This is a genomic window from Maridesulfovibrio sp., from assembly GCF_963678865.1.
Lineage (GTDB): Bacteria > Desulfobacterota > Desulfovibrionia > Desulfovibrionales > Desulfovibrionaceae > Maridesulfovibrio.
Window position 1 is genome coordinate 1,962,809 of sequence record NZ_OY787459.1, and the last position, 20,515, is coordinate 1,983,323.

Below are 20,515 nucleotides of genomic sequence, written 5' to 3' on the forward strand. Positions count from 1 at the left end.
AAGAGTACGGAAAGGCAGATATCGGAGCAACAGATTACTCCAACAAATCAAGCCTTTCCTTGCCACGTTGAGCAAGAAAAGATACGATTCGGCAACTTACTGAAGTACACAATTTATGTATTGCTCAAATGCAGGGAGAGAGCATGATTGACCAGACTGCAAATAAAGAAAATATCCTCAAAAGCAGATTAGCGGAAATCAACTGGACCGACCGCTTCAACAGTTACAACAATGCAATCTCCGGTATCAAACAACTTGAATCGCAAAGCCAGAAGCTCCCTCAAGCTTCTGTTGTTATAGTTGCTTCCAAAAACTTCTCCCCTGAAATTGTTGGAAAATTAAAGCAGGAAGCCCCCGCAACCGAGATCATCCTTGTCTCCGAATCAACTCAAGCGGAACAGGCTGAAAAACCGGAAGCAGACACCAAGATTACCCTGCATGCAGGATTCACCGACGGTATGGCCCGAAACATCGGAGCCGTATTCTGCAAAGCACCCTTACTTATATTTTTGGACGGTGAAGCTGTTCCTGCCGCTAATTTTACCAGCGCCCATCTGGAAGAACACTCCAGATATCAGGCAATTATGATTCGGGGCACATGTCTTCCAAAAACCAAATCCCCGCTAAACAGTAAAGCCGAACATTACTTTCTCGGCGACAAAACCTTCCCGCATTTTTGCGACCTTGAAGAGAATATGAGCATCAATGCAGAATCTTTTTTTCAGGTCGACGGTTGGGATGAGCACATTAAATACGGACATGACGGCATAGACCTGAGTTACCGTTTACTGCAAAAATTTCCCAATCCGCAACAACTGCTCTACTCACCCCTGCCGGTAATTCGGAATGATTACGTGGAAAGCGAGGAGGAACTTGTCAACAAACAGCATAGAATGGCTGTTTCATGGCGATACCTGCAGAGCAAGCATGCCGGGATGGACCATTTTATTCCCCGCTGGGAACGGGAATGGTCCAAACTGCCACCAGTAGATAAAGAATCGCAGGAAACGCTCGTCCCCGCAGGAAATTTTACTTCAGCAAACGGGCCCCGGAAAGTTGATAATCCGGAATATGAATCCATGCTGCGCCTTGCAAAACGTTACAAGGACTCAGGCAATATGGAAAAAGCCCGGCAATATGAAGAACGGGCCAGAAAGATTGAACAGGCTGCGCCTCCGGCAGAACACCCTTCAGTTATGCAGGAAGAAACAGCTCTTCCCACAGACGGCCAGCTTCTGGCCCTTGCCGACCTGCTTATGCTGGGAGAATACGAACAGGTTCTCGCTTTCCGGCATGTCGGGCACCCGCAGCTGATCAGTATGCAGAGTGCTGCAGCCATGCGTATGGGAAATCTGGAACTGGCGGCCACACTGATTGAGCGCATTGAAGACTCCAATGAACGGAGGCTCAAACGCAAGGCACTGACCCTGCTGCCCAAGCTTGCCGAACCGCTTTCGGGCAATCCACGCGTTCACCTGATAATCCTCTGCCACAACAGGGAAAAGGAACTCACACAGGCTTTCAGAGAACTGGCGAAGACCAAATATGAAAACTATGCCGTCTATATTGCCGACAACGGCTCCACAGACCGTACATGGGAACGCCTGCAGGAAGCTGTAAAGCTGTTTCCACCGCACATCCCCGTTGAAATAGAGCGCTTACCCACCAACATAGGCAGGCCGGCAGGCCACAACTGGCTGCTGACCAAATATGACCACAGCAAATCAGATTTCATTGCCATCGGTGACGATGATCTTGTCAGTGTTCCTGAAAACTGGCTTATTGATATGCTCAAGACTGCGGAACTCTTCCCCAATGCAGCTGCAGTGGGCGGCAAGTCTCTCGATCCGGGACTTCCCCCGGTCATTCATGCCGGAGTACGAAATATCGTTAAATTTGAAGCCTATGAGTTAGGTATGACCAACAGTGCTCCCGCTCTTGATCTCGGACAATTCGACTTCATTGATCTGGTGGATCATGTCATCGGCTGCCTGCATATTTACAAGAGCGAACTGTTCCTTGATAAAGTTGGATTATTCGACATTTCCCTGTCTCCCTGCCAATGCGTGGACATTGAACACCACTTACGGGCCAAAACACTCGGATATGACATTGTATTCAATGGATTTATCCAATTTCAGCATATGCGGGCCATGGGCAAAAGCGTTTCGAAAAACAAAGCCCTTTCAGGCAACTCGTTGGGCAATGTAGTAAAAATCCTTGCAAAATATGATCAGGAGCAAGTTGCTGACGTCCTTTCCAAAGATCGCGCCAAGCGTGAAGAATGGCTGGATGAGGAATAAAGCACTCGTAATGCCGTCCGGATGAACTTTTATTTTAATTTGGTGGGCGTTTTTCAGGGCTAACGGGTTAAGTGAACATGGCGCCACGTAAAGCTTCCAGAAACCCATGTCCCCATTTCAGGTCCGGCTCCAAATAATTGCCTTCCGCCCACTCGTTCCATGCTTTTATAAAAAGAATACGCTGGGATTCAGGACGCGATCCGATCTTATCCAACAATATTTTTACCAGTTCACCAAAAAGTTCGGGAGTTGGGTTTATAAGCGCGTGCCCATTTCCCCGGCTTCGCGGCGTGTTATCCCATCCAGGAACTGCCAGCGGGTATTCCAGCGGATGAAGCTCCTGCGTTTTCATATACTGGACAAAATCTGCGTAGGATCTCACCGTCGGCGTAATGTTTTTATCCAGAAAACGCACATCCGCTTGCGGTGAGGGGAAGTTGATAAACGGCGCATTGGCTACACAGGAATCAAAACCGTGATCCAGCCACTTCCGGCTGCCATGCTCAATAAAATGGAAATCGGGCACACCATGCGCATGGGCCATTTCCCGCCAGAACATTACAAAGACTTTTGGATCCGGAAGGTCTGCTGCATTGTAAACGAGAAAGATGTTTCGACCGTCAATCTTGGCATAGCGCGGATCGTCAAAAGCCGGAAGCAACGCTTCAAAATGAACACGAAAATCATGCACCCCCGGATAAGTCTGTTCGATGAGGGTTCTTTCCGGTGCGCCATGCCATATTCCGGACCAAGTCTGGTTGGCCCAGCCGAGGCAGAACGGAAAATCAGGCTGCTTGGATTTAACAACCTCATCAAAAGGGCGTTCCAACAATCTTTTTCCATTCCCGAACCAGTAGTGCCAGTAGCAGAAAGCATCAATTCCATATCTGGAAGCCAGCTCAGCCTGAGCGATACGCGTTTCCGGCACCCTTAAATCATAAAAGCCGAGGTCCGCGGGCAGGTGGGGCTGGTCGTGACCTTCAAACAAAGGTTTGGCCTTTGCGGTATTTGTCCATTCCGTAAACCCCTCGCCCCACCAGATATTGTTTTCCGGGATCGGGTGGAATTGCGGGAGGTAAAATGCGATTGCCCTTGCTTTCGGGATTTCAGGGGGCTTTACTTCCGTATTATCCTGATCCGAAATCAGCTGCCGGTCTTCTACATCTTTCTTCTGTGCCGGTTCAGCTCTGTCCTGAACCTCTATCCGGGAATTAGCAGCAGGAACAGAAGCCAAAACAGGAACAGCACCTGCTAAGGGTTTTGCATAGACCTGCATATCAACCTGTTTGATAATATCATAATACTCAACAAACATAGCGTCGGTGAGTACAATTCCCAGTTGCTGAAGAACTTCCAGCATATACTCCCGACGTAAAAATTCATTCTTTTTATCTAACTCTCTCAAGGCATCGATAGTGCGGATTAACAAAAAACCGAAGCTGGCCGGAACTCTTAAATTCCATTCCCTGTCAATGTAATCAAATTTACCATCCTTAATGATGATATTTGACGGAACACAATCAAAATAATCCGCCTTGATTGTGGATTCAATAATGTTCTTACTGCTAACCTGAGCAATTGCATTGCTGAGCATAAATTCTATTTGCAGCACGAACAATTGGAATAATTCTTCCATATTTCCAAGCAAAATACACTTTTGGTATTCTGCCTCAAGGTTTGTGCCGGGAATATACTTTTCAGTGCGTAGCAGTTGTTTAAGCACCCCTCCATTCGGGGTGGCTATATCCCGCCCCACAATATGTTTCTTTTGAACAAAAACAGAATCATCATGCTGAAAAAAAACATTTTTAGTATTATATGCAAGCTCCCTGTCTACCGTATAATACCAGCCAAGAGCTTCCTCCCGAAACAATTTTTCAATACTGTCGCTGGAACGTGAAGCAAAAACCAAAAAGGAATTGGCCATATCCGGCAAAAGACCGTTTTTATTAAGAGTTGCTACCGCCAACCGCTCATCAAAATTAGCAATAGGAGGCCCGGCATAATCTCTGGATTCTGTCTGGCGAATAATTTCAGACGGATCGAAAATAGAAGACTCGAAAGCCGCTTCGGTAAAAACGCTCCGGGGAATTTTGTAATCAGGATATGGATAATGAAATACTATATCTTTCAGCCCGGATTCATGAATTTTTTGTTCAAGCTCACGCCGTCCGTAAGTAATGGAAGTGTCGGAATTGTAGCGGTTTTCTATGCCAAAATACGGTATGCCCTCATGATCTTCACGCATACCGGCAAAATATTTCAGTCCCAGCTGATTTTCAATTGCGACAATTAAAACGCCATCCTTGCTTAGAGCGTTTGCCGCCAGCTGCAAACATTCCTGAATAGGATTTTCCGATTCAAAAAACTGCGGACTGTATTCCAAAACACCAATGAGGGTGACCAGATCATATTTACGTTCAAAAACTACATCCTGAAAATTGGAACAATAAATCTTAACATTTTCCAAATCCGCACAGCGCAAGGCCGCGGCACGGGCGCGAGTATGGCTTCCCTCTACGGCATCAACATTCGCCCCGCTTTCACCCAGCTGTCTGGTTATGGAACCACAACCGCAGCCAAGCTCCAGAACATTCATGCCGGAGTTTATCTTAACGTGCCTGAGTAGATTGTGACGCTCTCTGGAAAAATGATATTCACTAACCCAGTCATGAATTTCCGCCTTCAATTCTTTGGAAAAAATGGAACGGTCGGAACATTTTTCCAAGCGGTTGATAACGTCCTGCTCGTGTTTTTTACCGTCCGAATATGAAAAAGAATTAAGATGTCCGGGAGGAATATGAACACCATATTCGTCGCAAATAAATTTATCCATGTCGACAGAACCTGCTTTCTTTAATAACGATAATAAAAAATCAGTTGTACGAGAGGACGGCCCGATAAATTTTTCTGTAAAAGCTGTAACTGCTTTTTGCACCGCATGACTTTTCCACCACTCTTCAACGTTATCATATATTTTTTTAATAAACGTTATTGCTGATTCAGGCGTCCTCTGCACCAGTCCGCAAGCGATAAGTTCATCAAAAGAATTTTTGTATTCATCAGCAATCACATCCCAATCTTCATAATGCACAAGTATGAAAGGCACATTGCAGATGAGCAATTCTATGAAGGTAGTCGTAATGTGGTCGATCACTACAATTCTGGACTGCTGAATCAACTCAGACAAGGGAGTGTCACAATCGACGCGGATTCCCTTTTTCTCCACCTCCCAATACGACTCTGTATCCCAAAAACCCTTTTCCCGTCTTGGGCGGAGCAGGTAATTATCCTTGTATGCATCTGAAAGACCTGCAACAAGTTCTTTTGTATGGTTCAGATAATTAAAAAAACGCCCCCCCGTTGCAGGAGTTCCGTAACCGATTTGAAGCAGGTAACGAAAACGAGTTGTGCCGACATGCAGAATATCACGTTTATCCTTGTGAAATACATATTTTTTATTTTCCCTTGTCGCAACTCCGCCCCTGACAAAGTTAGGGACGTCGTAATCCCAGCCATGGGTGATATATTTATCAGCAACTTCACATTCCTGCCATAGCAAAAACCATTTGTGAAACTGCATTCCAATGCCATGCTGGTTTAAAACAAGACCAACTTTTTTTTCATGCTTTGCTATGGCACAATAAATGGATATTGGTGAAAAGGAAATCCAGGCTTCAGTTACGATGTGCGTCAGGTTGCTATCTTTAATATGCTCTGTGAATACTTTTCTATAATCTGAAAAATACTCCACAAATATTTTTGGAAATGAGAACGGCAATGTTTCAATAAAATATCTATCAAAGGGGCTGTCCTTAAGATCGATATTTTTAAATAAGCTGCGAATCTCAAGGTTCAATCTATCTTCTTTAAACTTAAGAATCGGAATTTTAAACGGATAAATTTTACCTTTTGATTTGCGGAAGAGTTCTTCCATAACAGATTTTGTATAATAAACACTGCACAGCCCGACCTGAGCCTGATCCGGATGGGACTCACACATATAGGTACAAGGTACATCCAGCTTAGAATCAAGCAGAACACTCGCCATAGGGTAGCGGGGGCAGCCATCTTTTTTATTGTCGTACTCTTTATCTATTTCAGGAAAATCTGTTCTTTCAGCAAAAATTTTATAATATTGAGATACCAACTGATTTACGCCGTGGCTGTTGGCAAAGGAAAAGGTGTAGTCGTAATGATCTCTTGGTACATGATATGAAGATTCAGCTAGAAGTTTTATACTTGTGCGGTCTATGTCAACTTGCTGAAGGTTGCTGTATTTATCATAAACAAGGCAGATATGGCGATAAAGCCAAATGCCCAGTGCGGTTCTCCAAAATTCTACAGGCAGGTCTGTATTATGAATGCTGTTCAGGGCTCCAGCAACATGAGGCAGGTATCTATAAAAATTCTTTTTGGCAAAATCGTAAACATTATCCAAAGACTCTTCAGATTCATACATATCAGGCACTACACTATAGCGGCTTGTACCCTCTTTAAGCTGGCAGGACTCTCCATGATATCTGACAGACTGCCAAAGATATAAATTTTTCTGATATTCTTCACCCCAAAACAGAGAATCTTCGGTTGCTCTTATGTTTACATTCTTAAATTTCATAACTTTGATGATACCATCTACGTAGATGAAGACTTTTACATTTTATTTTGAGATAAGAAAAAATAGATGTTCTTTCTTGCGCTTTTTATATCCGAGACAATATACGGATTTTCCTCGGAAATAAAATCACCTTCCATCCCTTCTTTAATAGAACTGAGAATCTGCTCCCCTGTTTGAGCATAGATAAAATATCCTTTTTCAATATATTCTGGATAAAGGGCCTTGGCGATAGGATGTACAACAACAGTATTTATACCAAAAGACAATGCTTCGTAGCAGACACTGGAAAAAGTAGTTACATGGTGGTCCACTCTTTTCAGCAGGGTATAGAGACTTGCCCGGTTGGTAATATCAAATTCATAATTTGATATACCGTTCGCTTTCAATTTCTCAACAACAACTTCCCTCCTGTCACGAAAAGCTGGGGGAAGCCTTAACAACCAGCACCAATCCTGCGGAGCATCACGCATGGCTGAAATCATGGAGTCCAAAAGCATAACATTGCCGTCTTCAGTCCTCTGCAGACAGACAAGTATTGTTTTTTTACCGGAAAAAAGGCGTTCAAATTCACGAATAACATCAGCATCTTCGGAACACATACCGTTAACCCACAAATAAAGCCATGGGCTCCCCCCGACCAGAGTCTGGTGCATGCGTCCGGCGTCTCCCATCCAGCGGGAGATGTTGTATGCAGATTCCTCTCCCCAGCTCCAGAAATAACGGGGAAGCAGTTCATAACCTTCCGGGGGAACAGCGGTCCAATGAGTATACATCCCATGGAACTTGCCCTGCTTTCCATGCTGATAATCCACCGACGGAATACCCAGGTGACGGCAGGCTCTAATCAGCCCCATATTTATTCTGGAGTAATAACAGGCAAAAAATACGGCCTTTGGGCGTATCACCTGCAACATATCCAGAAAATATTCGAAGTAAGAAAAAACGTTTAGAGCTATTTCCAGCAATTGTTCCCGCGCAATGCGCGCACCGCAGACAGCTTTAATAACAGCCGCAACTTCATCAAAATTTTTAATTTCAGGGAGTTTTTCTACCGGAGCTCTAAGTACGCTAACTGATGGGCAAAAATAATGCGGTTTGTGAAGCCGGTCACTTCTTTCAACTGATAGAGCAGTCCGAAGCTCAATCTTTTTAATATTTCCTTTATCAAAGAGTTCAATAAAAGGATCTTCGAAACGGCAGAAATACTTACCGTCAATCTTATCTGTATAGTATTCAGGATTTGACAGCCATAAAATATCCGTTCCGGCCATGGATCTGGAAAATTCCGGAAATTTTCTGTCATAATCGAACTTATTGAACCACACCTCACCAGTAGAAATAAAATTACCCTTACCCCAGGTCAGCTGATCATAGAGCATGAATCGGATCAAAGGCCAGACCTGCATTCCCCCGAAGGTCACGCTATTGACGTCAAACTCTCTTTCTACCGCAGCAGCTTTTAAACATGCTAATTTGACATTGAATTTTCTGGACGTCATATCTTCTCCTTTTTCCGATTGAACACCTGCAAATAAATTACCTGAACATCTTGACTTCTGCGGGATCAGACAAGAACTTCCATTGAAGCGATACAGCAATTACCGCAATTTTGGAATTCACAAGTACCATATTTTTTTGACAAACATTGCGACAATATAGTTTTGAGGTCAACTTTATTCTAGGAGATTCAACAGGCTGCCTGCCACCTGATCCGGACAAACAACCAGCGCAATCTTCATCAAGAACAGCGTATCACATCGTTTTTGTGTATACTTTTTCATGCCAAACGCTAAAAAACTTTGTATGCAACCCTTATAAGAGCATGCCTATTAATAAACAGTTCAAATTGGTCCTCTGTTTCCGGATATTATTCGGTTGAGCTCTTACAAAAATGATGATTTTTATGGTCTATTGAGGTAGGCATTATGCTGATCCGGCTGAAATGTTTGGCTTACAAACTGAATTTATATCTCTTTCTATAATTGTTTATCCGGTAAAGAGAGTAACATTGTATTTAATCAATGTGTTAATGGCATCCCGTAAGGTTTTAAAATGACGATGAAAAAAGCCCTTATTACCGGTGTAACCGGGCAAGACGGTTCTTACTTAACCAAGCTTCTTCTGGAAAAAGGATACGAGGTTCATGGTATTCAACGCCGGTCTTCCGTATCAAATACCCAACGCATTGATGACATCTATGGCGACACACATGAGGAAGTGAATAATTTTTATCTTCACTACGGAGATCTTACCGATTCCACGAATCTTATCCGTATAATTCAAGAAGTGCAGCCTTGCGAAATTTATAATCTTGCAGCTCAAAGCCATGTCCATGTTTCGTTCGACAGCCCGGAATATACGGCCGACGTAACCGGCATCGGGACACTGCGCCTTTTAGAAGCAATCCGTATTCTGGGGCTGCAGAAAGAGACCCGCTTCTATCAGGCTTCTACATCTGAACTTTTCGGCAAGGTCCAGGAAAGCCCACAGATGGAAAGCACTCCTTTTTACCCCCGCTCTCCTTATGCAGTAGCCAAGCTTTATGCTTACTGGATTTGTGTAAACTATAGAGAGGCATACGACATGTATGCATGCAACGGAATTCTCTTTAATCACGAGTCCCCGGTCAGGGGTGAAACCTTTGTAACCCGCAAAATAACTAAAGCGTTGGCCCGAATCAAGCTGGGTATGCAAGAATGTCTTTATCTAGGTAATATGAATGCCAAACGGGACTGGGGACATGCCAAGGATTTTGTATATATGCAGTGGCTTATGCTGCAGCAGGATACACCTCAGGACTATGTTATCGCCACAGGCCATCAACATTCCGTAAGGGATTTTGTCAACGCAGTGGCAAAAGAAATGGGGATAGATCTCGAATGGCAAGGCGAGGGGGAAGAAGAACATGCTATAAACACTGTAACCGGAAAACGTGTTGTGGCGGTTGACCCACGTTATTACCGGCCCACAGAAGTGGAAACACTCCTCGGTGACCCCTCAAAGGCCAAAAGGGAATTGGGATGGGAACCCAAAATAACTTTTGAAGAACTTGTACGTGAAATGGCCAGAGAAGATTTAAAATTAGCCAGCCGGGAAGACCTTTGCATCAAGCATGGATTTTAAACAAAGGCTCTTAAAAGGCATATATCTCCGTTTAATCCTGGCCGCAGCCATCCACATACTCTGCGAGAAAAGCTGCCCCTTTTGAAATGTTTTGAATTATTTTTTTGCCTAACAGCTCGTTCGCCTTGTCGGGAGAGTAGCCGTTTAATTTACCCGTGCGCAAAAAGCTCAGGTCTTCCTTGGAAATAATGCTGCCAGCAGTTAAATTTTTCCGGGCTACAATTTGCTTTTTTTGAAACTTTCTATAATTACGCTCAGCTTCGGACAACGGCTGAATGGAAGTTTCCCCCATGGCTGTTGAAGCTGTCCTGATTCGTTTTACATAAGCATTCAGTTCTTGAGGATTTAAGGCAGCCTGATAGTCTGTTTCTTTCAATGACCTGTCCAAGGTATAATGCTTTTCAACCACACATGCCCCGGCGCCTATGGCAAGAAGATCTATGACCCCGGCAAAGGCGTCATCTCCACTTGTATGGTCCTGATACCCAACGGGCAAATTGAAACAGCTCTGAAATATTTTTATTTTATTAATGTTTGCGTCAGCTATTTCAGTTGGAAAAGCCTGCATGCCGTGCATCAGGATTGCATTCTTTTGGTAATCTTTTATGCGAGCCAGAGCTTCCGATATTTCTTCCACAGTGGAAGCACCTGTCCCAATTGTAAACGGGATTCCCGATCTGGCAACGGTCTCAAGCAGATCATGATTGGATAAATCTGAAGAGTTCAGTTTAATGCCTTCTACCCCAAGCCTGATTGCGAATTCGGCACTTGGCGTATCATAGGTGCATACGAAGACATCCATTGAGTATTTGCGTGCATGGTCATAGATTTTGCGCCATTCATCTTCGGAAAATGACAGCTTTCCAAGCAGATCGTAGGCGGGGTGTTCCACACTCATCAAGTGGTCACGTGAGAAAAATTGCAGTTGTACAGCGTCAACCTCAGCTTCAACCGCTACGTCTACAAGTTTCAGGGCTTTTTCCAGACTGCCGTGGTGAGCGCAAGCCATTTCAGCTATAACGTACACAGGATGGCCTATACCTACAGTGCGATTATTTATTCTAATTTGAGGATACATAATTATTTTCTGCCAAAATTCTTTTAATTATATTTTTAGAATCAGAATCAAGCTGGTTCAAAGGGGCCCGTTCGTAAGAATGCATGAGTCCATGCTGACACAAGGCTTCCTTAAGCGCTAAGTGCCATCCTAGTTTAACTGCTTCAGTAAAAAAAGGTTTTTCATAATTAAGAACAATGTCCTGAGCCTTATCAGTAGCACCTTCTTTTAAGTGATTAAAAAACTCTATTTCAATTTTCGGGAGAAAACTGCCTATACCCACAAGGTATGCCGGCTGTCCCCAGTTGAAGGCTTTCAGATAAGAGTTCATGCCTCCGGCTCCACCGATAATAAGAATTTTATCTTTAAATTTATCGTTGTATTTTTGGGTCATATCCGGGAGGTTGCACTCTTCCTTCATTCCGACAAAGTTATCGTAACTATATAAATTTTCGAGAATATCCATGCTGTAAGGTATGACTTCCGGGAATCTTCCGGCTCCACGGTCCATTTTTTTCAGATGGATCATCACTCCGGTTGATGTGCTTTTGCACATTTCCGAAAAGAACTCAGTGACGCTGTCATCTCCGTAATATCTTTCCGGGTAGACGCCTAATATCGCATCGGCCCCAATCCTTTCTGCATGCTGGGCAAATGAAATGGATGTTCTCAGTGAGCCAAGAGGAGGTGTTGTGACAATTGTGGTTGCTTTTCCTTCAGCGGCATTTACAACACAGGCATTCATATCCAGCATTTCCTGTTCTGAAAGGAGATTGAACCGGCTTGTACCAATGGTGACCATCAAAGTTTGTGCACCGGATCGAATCAAAAAATCCACATAATTTTCGACAGCATTGAAATCAATATCGCCGCTGGCGGTGAAGGGGGTCAGAATCGGAAAAACCGGTCCTTCTACCGAATTAATAAAAGAAGTGCGAGCAACCATTTAGTTTAACTCCCCTTGTTTTTTATGGTTGAGAAAACCCTCTATAATATCCAGCTGGTATTCATAGTCTATGTCGAGAGATGCTTCAGCAGGTAAAATATGTGCCAGCATTTTTTCAGCGAAAAAAGTTGATTTTTCCAGATAAGCCTCTGTTGTGGCGAGGTATACTGATCCATTAGGATGATAAGTCGGGGTATTGTCCTGACTACGTGTATTCAAATACGCAGCAGGAGAGTTGGGCGTTACCACTGTCCCTTCTTCATTTAAGGTCATTGCCAGTTGCGGTGGAAATTCATATTTGGTTACTCCCACCAGAAACGGTATTTCGCTTTTATTGGCTTTGAAAATATTCATAGCGTCTATCAGATGTTGCGCCGTTCTTAGCGGGCATGTGGGGAGACACATGCATATGCTATCCCATTTTTCCTGATTTTCCGGTCGTTTCAAAAATTCATCGAGAACCTGAGTGGCTTTAATCGTATCCCCAGCAAGATATTCAGGACGAACATCGATCTGCGCCCCATATTGAGCGGCAATATCCAGAATTTCTTTATCGTCGGATGAAACTACGACACTATCAAAGCAACCGCTTTCGGTAGCAGCCATAATTGTGTAAGCGACGAGAGGATGGCCTGCCAGTTTTCGTGCATTTTTGCGCGGAAGGCGTTTTGACCCTCCTCTAGCCGGAATCAAGCAAACTGATTTATTCATCAACACTTCTGCCTTGTTGTAATTTTTTTATGTAACTGCACACTGATTTGATTCTTTCCAGTGACAAGTTATTTGCAGTAGGTAAGCTTAACCCTACTTCATGCAATTTTATTGCCACAGGGAAAACACCTTCCACTGCGAGTGTCTTGTAGGCAGGTTGTCCATGAAGAGGAGGAAAAAAAGGACGGGAATCAATTCGGGCATTTTTTAAATGCGACATCAAGGTATCACGCGTCATTCCAAACTTTATTTCGTCAATCAGGATTGTGTAAAGCCAGAAGATACTGTCTGTTTCTTCCTGTCTGGGGGGAAGAGTTATGCCTGGGATATCCTTTAAACCTGATTCATACTCCATGACAATTTTTTGACGATGGCTGAGAAATGAATCAATCTGTTCCATCTGCGCCAGTCCCACTGCAGCCTGCATGCCGGTCAGACGATAATTAAAACCGACATACTCATGACGGTACCGCTCCGTCAGCGACATTCCATGGTCTCTCAATTGGCTGACTCTTTGGAGTATATCCTTTCTCTTTGTTATCACCATTCCCCCTTCTCCCGTGGTAATAACTTTATTGGAGAAAAAACTGAAACATCCGATGTGGCCGATTGTACCGGTCAGCCTGCCTTTATAGCGTGCGCCCAAGGATTCTGCGCAGTCCTCAATAACCAGCAGGTTGTGCTCCTCGGCGATGCTCATAATTTCATCCATACAAGCAGGCTGGCCGTATAAATGAACCGGCATGATTGCTTTAGTTCTGGGAGTAATCGCTTTTTGGAGAAGCTCTGGATTCAGGGTCCAATGATCTTCTGATATATCCACAAACACAGGACGCGCCCCGGCATGAATAACCACGTTTGCACTGGCGGCAAATGTACTGTCAGGAACTATGACTTCATCCCCGGGACCTATACCGCTTGCGACCAATGCCAGATGAAGCGCTGCAGTTCCGCTGCTGGTTGATAGTGCCGGATAGTCATAATGGTATTCACTGAATTTTTTTTCAAATTTTTTAACGTAGGCTCCCTGAGAGGATATCCAGCTGGAAAGGACGCAATCGGTAATATATTTAAGCTCATTCCCGCAGAGAGAAGGGGAACTTACCGGAAGAAATGCATTTTCCTTAAAAAATAATATGTCTACAAGATGTCCTTCTTCATTCAGGATAGGCAACTGTAATATTTTGCCTTGAATTTTTTTTAGATATTCATTTCTGGGCAGCCCTTCAAGAGCGTATATGAAATCCGTATTCATATATTTGCGGACCTTGTCCTCAAGGGGCGCTCCTTTCAATATAGCCCTTCTCACATCCCCATCAGTCATAAGCCCCTTGACTACGCCATTGTTGTCATGAAGAAAAATAATTCCGTTAACACCTTTATTCAGGCTTTCCATAACATCACGTATGGAACACTCAACAGAACAGAGGTTTTTGCTTATATCTTTCATTTTAGTCACAATACCTTTTTGAGTATTTGGATCTGCTTTGCCAGTGAATCGGCTGTCTGATCATTACTTTCCATAACAAGTTTGACATTCGGCCCAAAATGGTTGGCAAGGAGATCCAGGAACCATGAACTCTCAGTCATGGGGAGGTGCTCGTCATAGATTCCGTTATTATCATGAATATGAATCGCCAGCGTTCGGGAAGACAGTTTTTTTATGGCATCGTTTAAATCAAAACCCATTGACCGGGATGTGATTTTTAAGTGCCCCAGATCAAGCAGTAAGCCTAGATTTTCCATGTGAACACTGTCGACAATCTTTAAAAGTTCATCTGGGGTTGCTCCGGGCAGGAGTTTGTTTTCTCCATTTACAAGATTAAATGAAGATACAGTGTGATTTTCTATTGCAATTTTAACACCCATTCTTTGGGCATATGAGCATATTTTTTTCAAGCTTTGGACGAAAATATCCATTGCATTTTGCAGAGGTATTCTTTGCAGAGAAGCAAGGGGCTTACCCAAGTCCTCAGGTGCTGCATTGCAGGCGAACCCGCAGTGAACACTGTAAAAAGGAATATTTGCTTTCCGGCAAAAACGGATTGCTTTCTCAGCAAGCAAAATGCTTTGCTCAAGTGTTTCCGCAGAGTCTGAGGCCAGATTCATTACAAAATGATTTTCAGGCGGAGGGAAATAATTGTGAACCAGCAGCTTGCATTTTTTTTGGTCTGCCTGTTGCTGGATAGTTGCGAGATCCGGTATTGCACCGCTGAAGTGGCTAAGCTCAAGACCTGTTGCCGGAAGAGTGGACACTGTGTCCAGAATGGCTGCAAATTCACCCTTTTTAAAGCAACTGCTTGATATGTATAACTCCGTTTCAATTTCAGCCATGAACTTATTCTACTTTTTAAAAAGGTGTTTAACGAACTGAAAGATCGTTAAAATAAAGAAAAGAATCTTTGGCTATGTCCTTCGCAGAGATACGTCCGATCATGTGTTCAGCATGTTTCGGGCTGACGCCGGTTGCAGGCCGCTTGTATGCTATATGATCACTGGAAATACGAGTTCCTTTGGGGATGTCGCAGGCGGCAACAATACTCCTGCGCATGGCTTTTTTATTGATTATCTCCGCCGCACAGGGAGTTTTTATTCCGTTTCCGAGGATCTTTTCGCTTTCTTTCACAGCAACAACCAATTGCGCAAATTCTTCGGGATCTGAGGAACTGGAGTGATCAGGGCCCGGAAAACTTTTGTCCAGGGTAAAATGTCTTTCTATGACGGAAGCGCCAAGCCCTACAGAAAGTGTAGCGGCTGCCAGACCTTGGGTATGATCTGAATATCCTGTTAAAACATTCAGTGATTTACCCATATTCTTCATAGCCATCAAATTGCAGTCTTCATTGCGCGAGGGGTAGTTGGTTGTGCACTGCAATAAAATTATTTTATTATTTCCACATTCTCGTATCGTTTGCACTGCTTCATATACTTCAGCCCCTGTACACATGCCTGTTGACAACAGTATCGGCTTCATCGTCTTAGCCAACGCTTTTAAAAAAACAGGTTCTACGGCCCATGCAGATGCAACTTTATATGCCGGAAGATTAAATTCTTCCAAGAATGCTATGTCTGAAGTGTCATATGGAGTTGATAGAAAAATAAGGTTATGCCGCCGGCATTCTTCTATCAGTTCCGGATACCATGCAGTTGGCATCTCCAGATTCTGGAGCATTTTGAATTGTGATTCTTGTGAACCGGTGTTTTTCTTCTGGTATTCAGCTTTTTCAGTGTCTCTAAGTACTATTTTATCCGCTTTGAATGTCTGAAACTTAATGCAGTCTGCTCCGCACTCAGCTGCTTTAGCGATAAGTTCTTTAGCAAGGTCTATGCTTCCATTATGATTTACACCCGCTTCCGCAATGATGAAAGTCGGACAATCTCTTCCTATTAGCATTTCACCTATGTGAAGGTTTTCTGGCATGACGTAAAATAAGGTTTTATATATTTTCAGGATAAAAAATTAACATTGCAACAGCCGTATTCGATTAAGTTAAAACAAAGCGCCTGAGACCAACCACAACCGGGCCAAAATCAGTAGCTAAACGCCCAAGAACAGAGGACAATTCAGATGTGACACAGAATAACAGAATCCTCTTTCAACTGCTACCTCTGATTTACAGACATGCACTTACGCAAATCGAAGCCCTGTATCAGACAACAGCCGCCCCGACCCGAAATGAATCATTATTTCGTCCGTCCATACACATCTTCCAAACGCACAATATCATCCTCACCGAGATAGCTGCCTGTCTGGACTTCAATCAATTCCAGATCGACCTTGCCCGGATTTTTAAGCCGATGCACCGATCCCAGCGGTATATATGTAGATTGATCTTCAGTGAGAACCATTTCTTCTTCATCATGGGTAACGACAGCTGTACCCTTAACCACTATCCAATGTTCGGCCCGGTGAAAGTGTTTCTGCAGCGACAGGCTCTGGCCCGGATAAACAATAATCCTCTTGACCTGATAACGCTCACCGTCATCGATGGACTCATAATTGCCCCATGGACGGTAAACCTTGGTGTGCGATTCATATTCTCTGCGACTTTCCGTTTTCAGCCTACTGAAAATCTTCTTAACATCCTGAACCCGATCCAGAGGTATGACCAGAACTGCATCCTTTGATTCAACGACTGCTATATTGTCGAGCCCCACTCCGGCCACCAGTCTTCCGGACGAATGAAAATAGCAATTATTTGAATCCTCAAGAATAACATCACCGATGCGTACATTCTGCCGGGAATCCTTATCCCGGACCTCGTACAACGAGGACCATGATCCCACGTCACTCCAACCGCAATCCAAAGGAACGACTATCCCTTTGAGAGTCTTTTCCATAACTGCGTAGTCAATGGAATCCTCCGGGCAACGCTCAAATTCATCCTTATCAAGACGCAGAAAATCGAGATCCACACAGGCCTTCTCAACCGCCGAACGGCAGCAGTTGACCATCTCCGGCTCAAACTTTTCCAGCTCCTGAAGATATGATTCGGCCTTAAATAAAAACATGCCACTGTTCCAGTAGTAATCACCGGAAGAAACGTATTCGCAGGCCCTTTCAGAATCCGGCTTTTCAACAAAATGATCGATAAAATACCCCTGCCCCATGCTATCAGGAACAGCTACCCCCCGTTTAATGTAACCGTACCCGGTTTCAGGATTGTCCGGCACAATTCCCAGAGTTACGAGTCCACCATCCTCGGTATACTTTGTGGCGCCCGAAATACTGGCCAGAAAAGATTCAACATTGTGAATATGATGGTCGGCAGGCAGCAGCAAAACATTCTGGTCGCCCCCTTCCCGCTGGGCCAGAATAGCACCCACAGCTGCGGCCGGAGCGGTACTTCTCCCCATTGGCTCAAGAACGATTCTGGCAGAATCAACACCTATGGCCTGCAACTGCGAAGCAACTATAAACCTGTACTTTTCATTCGTTACAACCACCATAGACTGCACTTCAGGCAGCTTTCTAACCCGCTTTACTGTTTCCTGGAGAAGGGAAAACTCACCGCCCAGTACGGGCATCAATTGCTTGGGAAAATTTTTTCTAGAAAGGGGCCACAGTCTGGAACCTGTGCCTCCTGCCAAAATAACTGGAATCATATTTTACCCCTATACCTGTTCCGATGAGAGTAACTTAAATCTGCGCGATCAAACAAAAAGCTGACACAAAAATGCGCTATCAACAGAACCATGCTATATTTATACCACTTTTGTCATTTCAATTCGTACCATATAATTATTTTCAAGGAGGAATCAGCAGGAATACCTCGGCAGCTGTTGACTTGTAAACGTGCACCAAATAGACTCTTGAAGCTGTTATATTCTATAAACAAACTACCAATTATCATAAATTATGAATCCCCTCCCCCTATTCATAGCCGAAATTTCCAGCAACCATGGCTGCAACATTGAGCGCTGCTATGAATTCATCGATACCGCCGCGCGTATCTGCTGCGGAGCAGTCAAATTCCAACTATTTAGGATTAAAGACCTTTTCGCTCCTGAAATTCTGGCCGGAAGCGCAGAGCACCGCGAACGCGAACGCTGGGAGCTGCCGGAATCCTTTATTCCGCTTATTGCCGAACGTTGCAGGGAACGGAAAATCCTTTTCTCATGTACCCCGTTCTTTCTTGATGCCGTAGACATTCTCAGCCCGCATGTTGATTTTTTAAAAATTGCCTCCTACGAACTGCTCTGGACAAATTTGCTTGAAAGGTGTGCCGCCAGCGGTAAACCTGTAGTTCTTTCCACCGGAATGGCAGAGATGAATGAAATCGAAGCGGCAGTGCACACTTTATACTCTTCGGGCTGTAAGGATCTCAGCCTGCTGCACTGCGTTTCCGGCTACCCGGCTCCGGTAAATCAGGCCAACCTTGCAGCCCTGCGGACCTTGAAAAATAAATTCAATTGCAAAATCGGCTGGTCTGACCATACAGTAAGCGAGTCCGTTATCCAACGGGCAATTCATAAATATGATGCCGAAATAATTGAATTGCACCTTGACCTTGATAAAACCGGTGCCGAATACGAAGCCGGACATTGCTGGCTGCCGCATCAGGTTGAGCGGCTGATCCGTCATATTCGTAAAGGTCTGGAAGCGGATGGTGATGGAGTAAAAAGACCGGTAGAAGCGGAAATGCCGGACCGGGAATGGCGGGCTGATCCAGAGGATGGGCTGCGCCCTTTGAAGTCAATCAGAAAGATATGGAAAGCAGAATAAATGGCCAGTGCCGACGGTAAAATAAAAACAATTTCAGAACTTGCTGAAATATCCGGAGAGTTGCGCGCAAACGGCAAACGTATTGTGCTTTGCCATGGAGTATTTGACCTGCTCCATATCGGACATATCCGCTATTTCAATCAGGCCAAGGAACATGGGGATGTACTCATGGTCACCCTGACCCCGGACCACTATGTGGATAAAGGACCGGACCGTCCGGCCTTCACCGAAATCCTGCGCGCCGAAGCCCTCGCCTCCCTCGGGGAAACCGATTACGTGGCTATCAATGAATGGCCCACCGCCGAAGAAACCCTGCGCGCCATACGGCCCCATGTCTACGCCAAAGGTGACGAGTTTAAGGACATCGACAACGACCCGCTGGGCAAAATCGGCAAAGAAGCAGATGTGGTCCGTGAAATCGGAGCCGAACTGGTCTTCACCTCGGACATTGTCTACAGCTCATCCAACCTGATCAACCGCTACCTGAACCGTAACAGCGAAGAGCTTGACGAATACCTGAAAATGTTCCGCAACCGCTACAGGCTGGACGACCTGCTCGACCATCTGGAACGCATGCAGGACCTCAAAGTGCTGGTAATCGGGGATACCATCCTTGACGAATACCAGATAGCTTCCACCCTTGGGAAATCATCCAAGGACCCTATTCTGGCTCTCAAATACCAGTCCCACGAGCTGTATGCCGGGGGGGCGCTGGCAGTAGCCAACCATGTAGCCAATTTTGCCGGAAATGTTACTTTGCTGACCATGCTCGGTGAAAACGAACGCTACGAAGATTTCATCCGCGAAAAGCTGGACGCAAAAATAAATCCCCGCTTTTTCACCCGCCCCAAGGGGCCGACCACCCTCAAACGCAGGTTCATTGACAGCTATTCCCTGAGCAAGGTCATGGAAATATACGTCATGGATGACAGTCCGCTGCCGGAAGAAGTGGAGCAGGAGATATGCGCCGAACTGGGGGAAATTATAGGTGATTACGATCTGGTACTTACTGCAGACTTCGGACACGGTTTGATCAGCCCGGCAGTAATCGAACTGCTGGTACAAAAATCACCCTACCTTGCGGTGAACACGCAGGCCAATGCCGGAAACCGGGGTTTCAACACCATCGGCAAATATCCTAAGATGGACTTTTTCTCACTGGCCGAACACGAATTGCGCCTTGAAACCCGCGATCAGATCAATGAATTGAGGCCCCTGCTTATAGAAACCGTAACCCGCTTGAAAACCAGAGTAGGTCTGGTGACTCAAGGCAGCAGGGGGTGTTCACTTTACAATCCGGCCAGCGAATTTGTACGCATCCCTTCCTTCCAGTCCAATGTGGTGGACCGGGTCGGGGCTGGAGACGCGCTTTTTTCCATAGCGGCAATGTCCGCCTGTATGGGTCTGCATGAAGAACTGGTCGGTTTTCTCGGCAATATTGCCGGGTCACTGGCTGTGCAGATCATGGGCAATGACCGGGCCATCGACAAACAATCCATGCGCAAATACATAACCGCAACCATGAAATAAA

General features: G+C 44.8%; 13 protein-coding genes. 4 read left to right on the forward strand and 9 right to left on the reverse strand.

The features are described 5' to 3' along the window. Positions 1 to 143 precede the first annotated feature (143 nt). Entirely contained in the window at positions 144 to 2,303 is a 2,160-nt protein-coding gene (locus ACKU41_RS09090; protein ID WP_321405114.1) for a glycosyltransferase, read from the forward strand. Positions 2,304 to 2,370: 67 nt separating this feature from the next. On the opposite strand, the gene ACKU41_RS09095 is transcribed toward ACKU41_RS09090, so the two are convergent. Both ACKU41_RS09095 and ACKU41_RS09100 read right to left on the reverse strand, forming a co-directional pair. After that, positions 2,371 to 6,921 carry an LIC12162 family transferase gene (locus ACKU41_RS09095; RefSeq protein WP_321405115.1) on the reverse strand — a complete coding sequence of 1,517 codons (4,551 nt, stop codon included), beginning with the start codon at positions 6,919 to 6,921 and terminating at the stop codon, positions 2,371 to 2,373. A 35-nt stretch (positions 6,922 to 6,956) separates the two neighbouring features. Then, on the reverse strand, positions 6,957 to 8,420 hold the full coding sequence (locus ACKU41_RS09100; RefSeq protein WP_321405116.1) for a hypothetical protein: 1,464 nt from the start codon (positions 8,418 to 8,420) through the stop codon (positions 6,957 to 6,959). A 553-nt stretch (positions 8,421 to 8,973) separates the two neighbouring features. Between ACKU41_RS09100 and gmd the strand changes: the two genes are divergently transcribed. Continuing rightward, on the forward strand, positions 8,974 to 10,044 hold the full coding sequence (gene gmd / locus ACKU41_RS09105) for a GDP-mannose 4,6-dehydratase (protein ID WP_321405117.1): 1,071 nt from the start codon (positions 8,974 to 8,976) through the stop codon (positions 10,042 to 10,044). A 31-nt stretch (positions 10,045 to 10,075) separates the two neighbouring features. On the opposite strand, the gene ACKU41_RS09110 is transcribed toward gmd, so the two are convergent. The 7 genes from ACKU41_RS09110 to ACKU41_RS09140 all read right to left on the reverse strand — a co-directional run bounded on the left by ACKU41_RS09110 (position 10,076) and on the right by ACKU41_RS09140 (position 17,864). Next, complete coding sequence (locus tag ACKU41_RS09110; protein ID WP_321405118.1) at positions 10,076 to 11,122, reverse strand: N-acetylneuraminate synthase family protein; 1,047 nt, start codon at positions 11,120 to 11,122, stop codon at positions 10,076 to 10,078. After that, positions 11,106 to 12,047, reverse strand: a complete 942-nt coding sequence (locus tag ACKU41_RS09115) for a dihydrodipicolinate synthase family protein (protein WP_321405119.1) — start codon at positions 12,045 to 12,047, stop codon at positions 11,106 to 11,108. Before ACKU41_RS09115 ends, ACKU41_RS09110 begins: the two co-directional genes overlap by 17 nt. Beyond that, positions 12,048 to 12,758, reverse strand: coding sequence for an acylneuraminate cytidylyltransferase family protein (locus tag ACKU41_RS09120; protein WP_319776824.1), 711 nt, complete (start codon positions 12,756 to 12,758; stop codon positions 12,048 to 12,050). Further along, positions 12,751 to 14,208 (reverse strand): aminotransferase class I/II-fold pyridoxal phosphate-dependent enzyme, encoded by a 1,458-nt coding sequence (locus ACKU41_RS09125; protein WP_321405120.1) that lies wholly within the window; start codon positions 14,206 to 14,208, stop codon positions 12,751 to 12,753. Before ACKU41_RS09125 ends, ACKU41_RS09120 begins: the two co-directional genes overlap by 8 nt. A gap of 5 nt (positions 14,209 to 14,213) precedes the next feature. Next, positions 14,214 to 15,092, reverse strand: a complete 879-nt coding sequence (locus tag ACKU41_RS09130) for a TIM barrel protein (protein WP_321405121.1) — start codon at positions 15,090 to 15,092, stop codon at positions 14,214 to 14,216. 28 nt (positions 15,093 to 15,120) lie between these two features. Continuing rightward, entirely contained in the window at positions 15,121 to 16,152 is a 1,032-nt protein-coding gene (locus ACKU41_RS09135) for an N-acetylneuraminate synthase family protein (RefSeq protein ID WP_321405122.1), read from the reverse strand. Positions 16,153 to 16,442: 290 nt separating this feature from the next. Next, positions 16,443 to 17,864 (reverse strand): mannose-1-phosphate guanylyltransferase/mannose-6-phosphate isomerase, encoded by a 1,422-nt coding sequence (locus ACKU41_RS09140; protein WP_319776830.1) that lies wholly within the window; start codon positions 17,862 to 17,864, stop codon positions 16,443 to 16,445. 253 nt (positions 17,865 to 18,117) lie between these two features. Between ACKU41_RS09140 and ACKU41_RS09145 the strand changes: the two genes are divergently transcribed. Continuing rightward, positions 18,118 to 18,984: an N-acetylneuraminate synthase family protein gene (locus ACKU41_RS09145; protein WP_321405123.1), complete on the forward strand. Its 867-nt coding sequence runs from the start codon at positions 18,118 to 18,120 to the stop codon at positions 18,982 to 18,984. Continuing rightward, the gene (locus ACKU41_RS09150) at positions 18,985 to 20,514 is read left to right on the forward strand and encodes a PfkB family carbohydrate kinase (RefSeq protein WP_321405124.1); all 1,530 of its coding nucleotides are present in this window, start codon (positions 18,985 to 18,987) and stop codon (positions 20,512 to 20,514) included. It begins immediately after the preceding gene. Position 20,515: the final 1 nt, after the last annotated feature.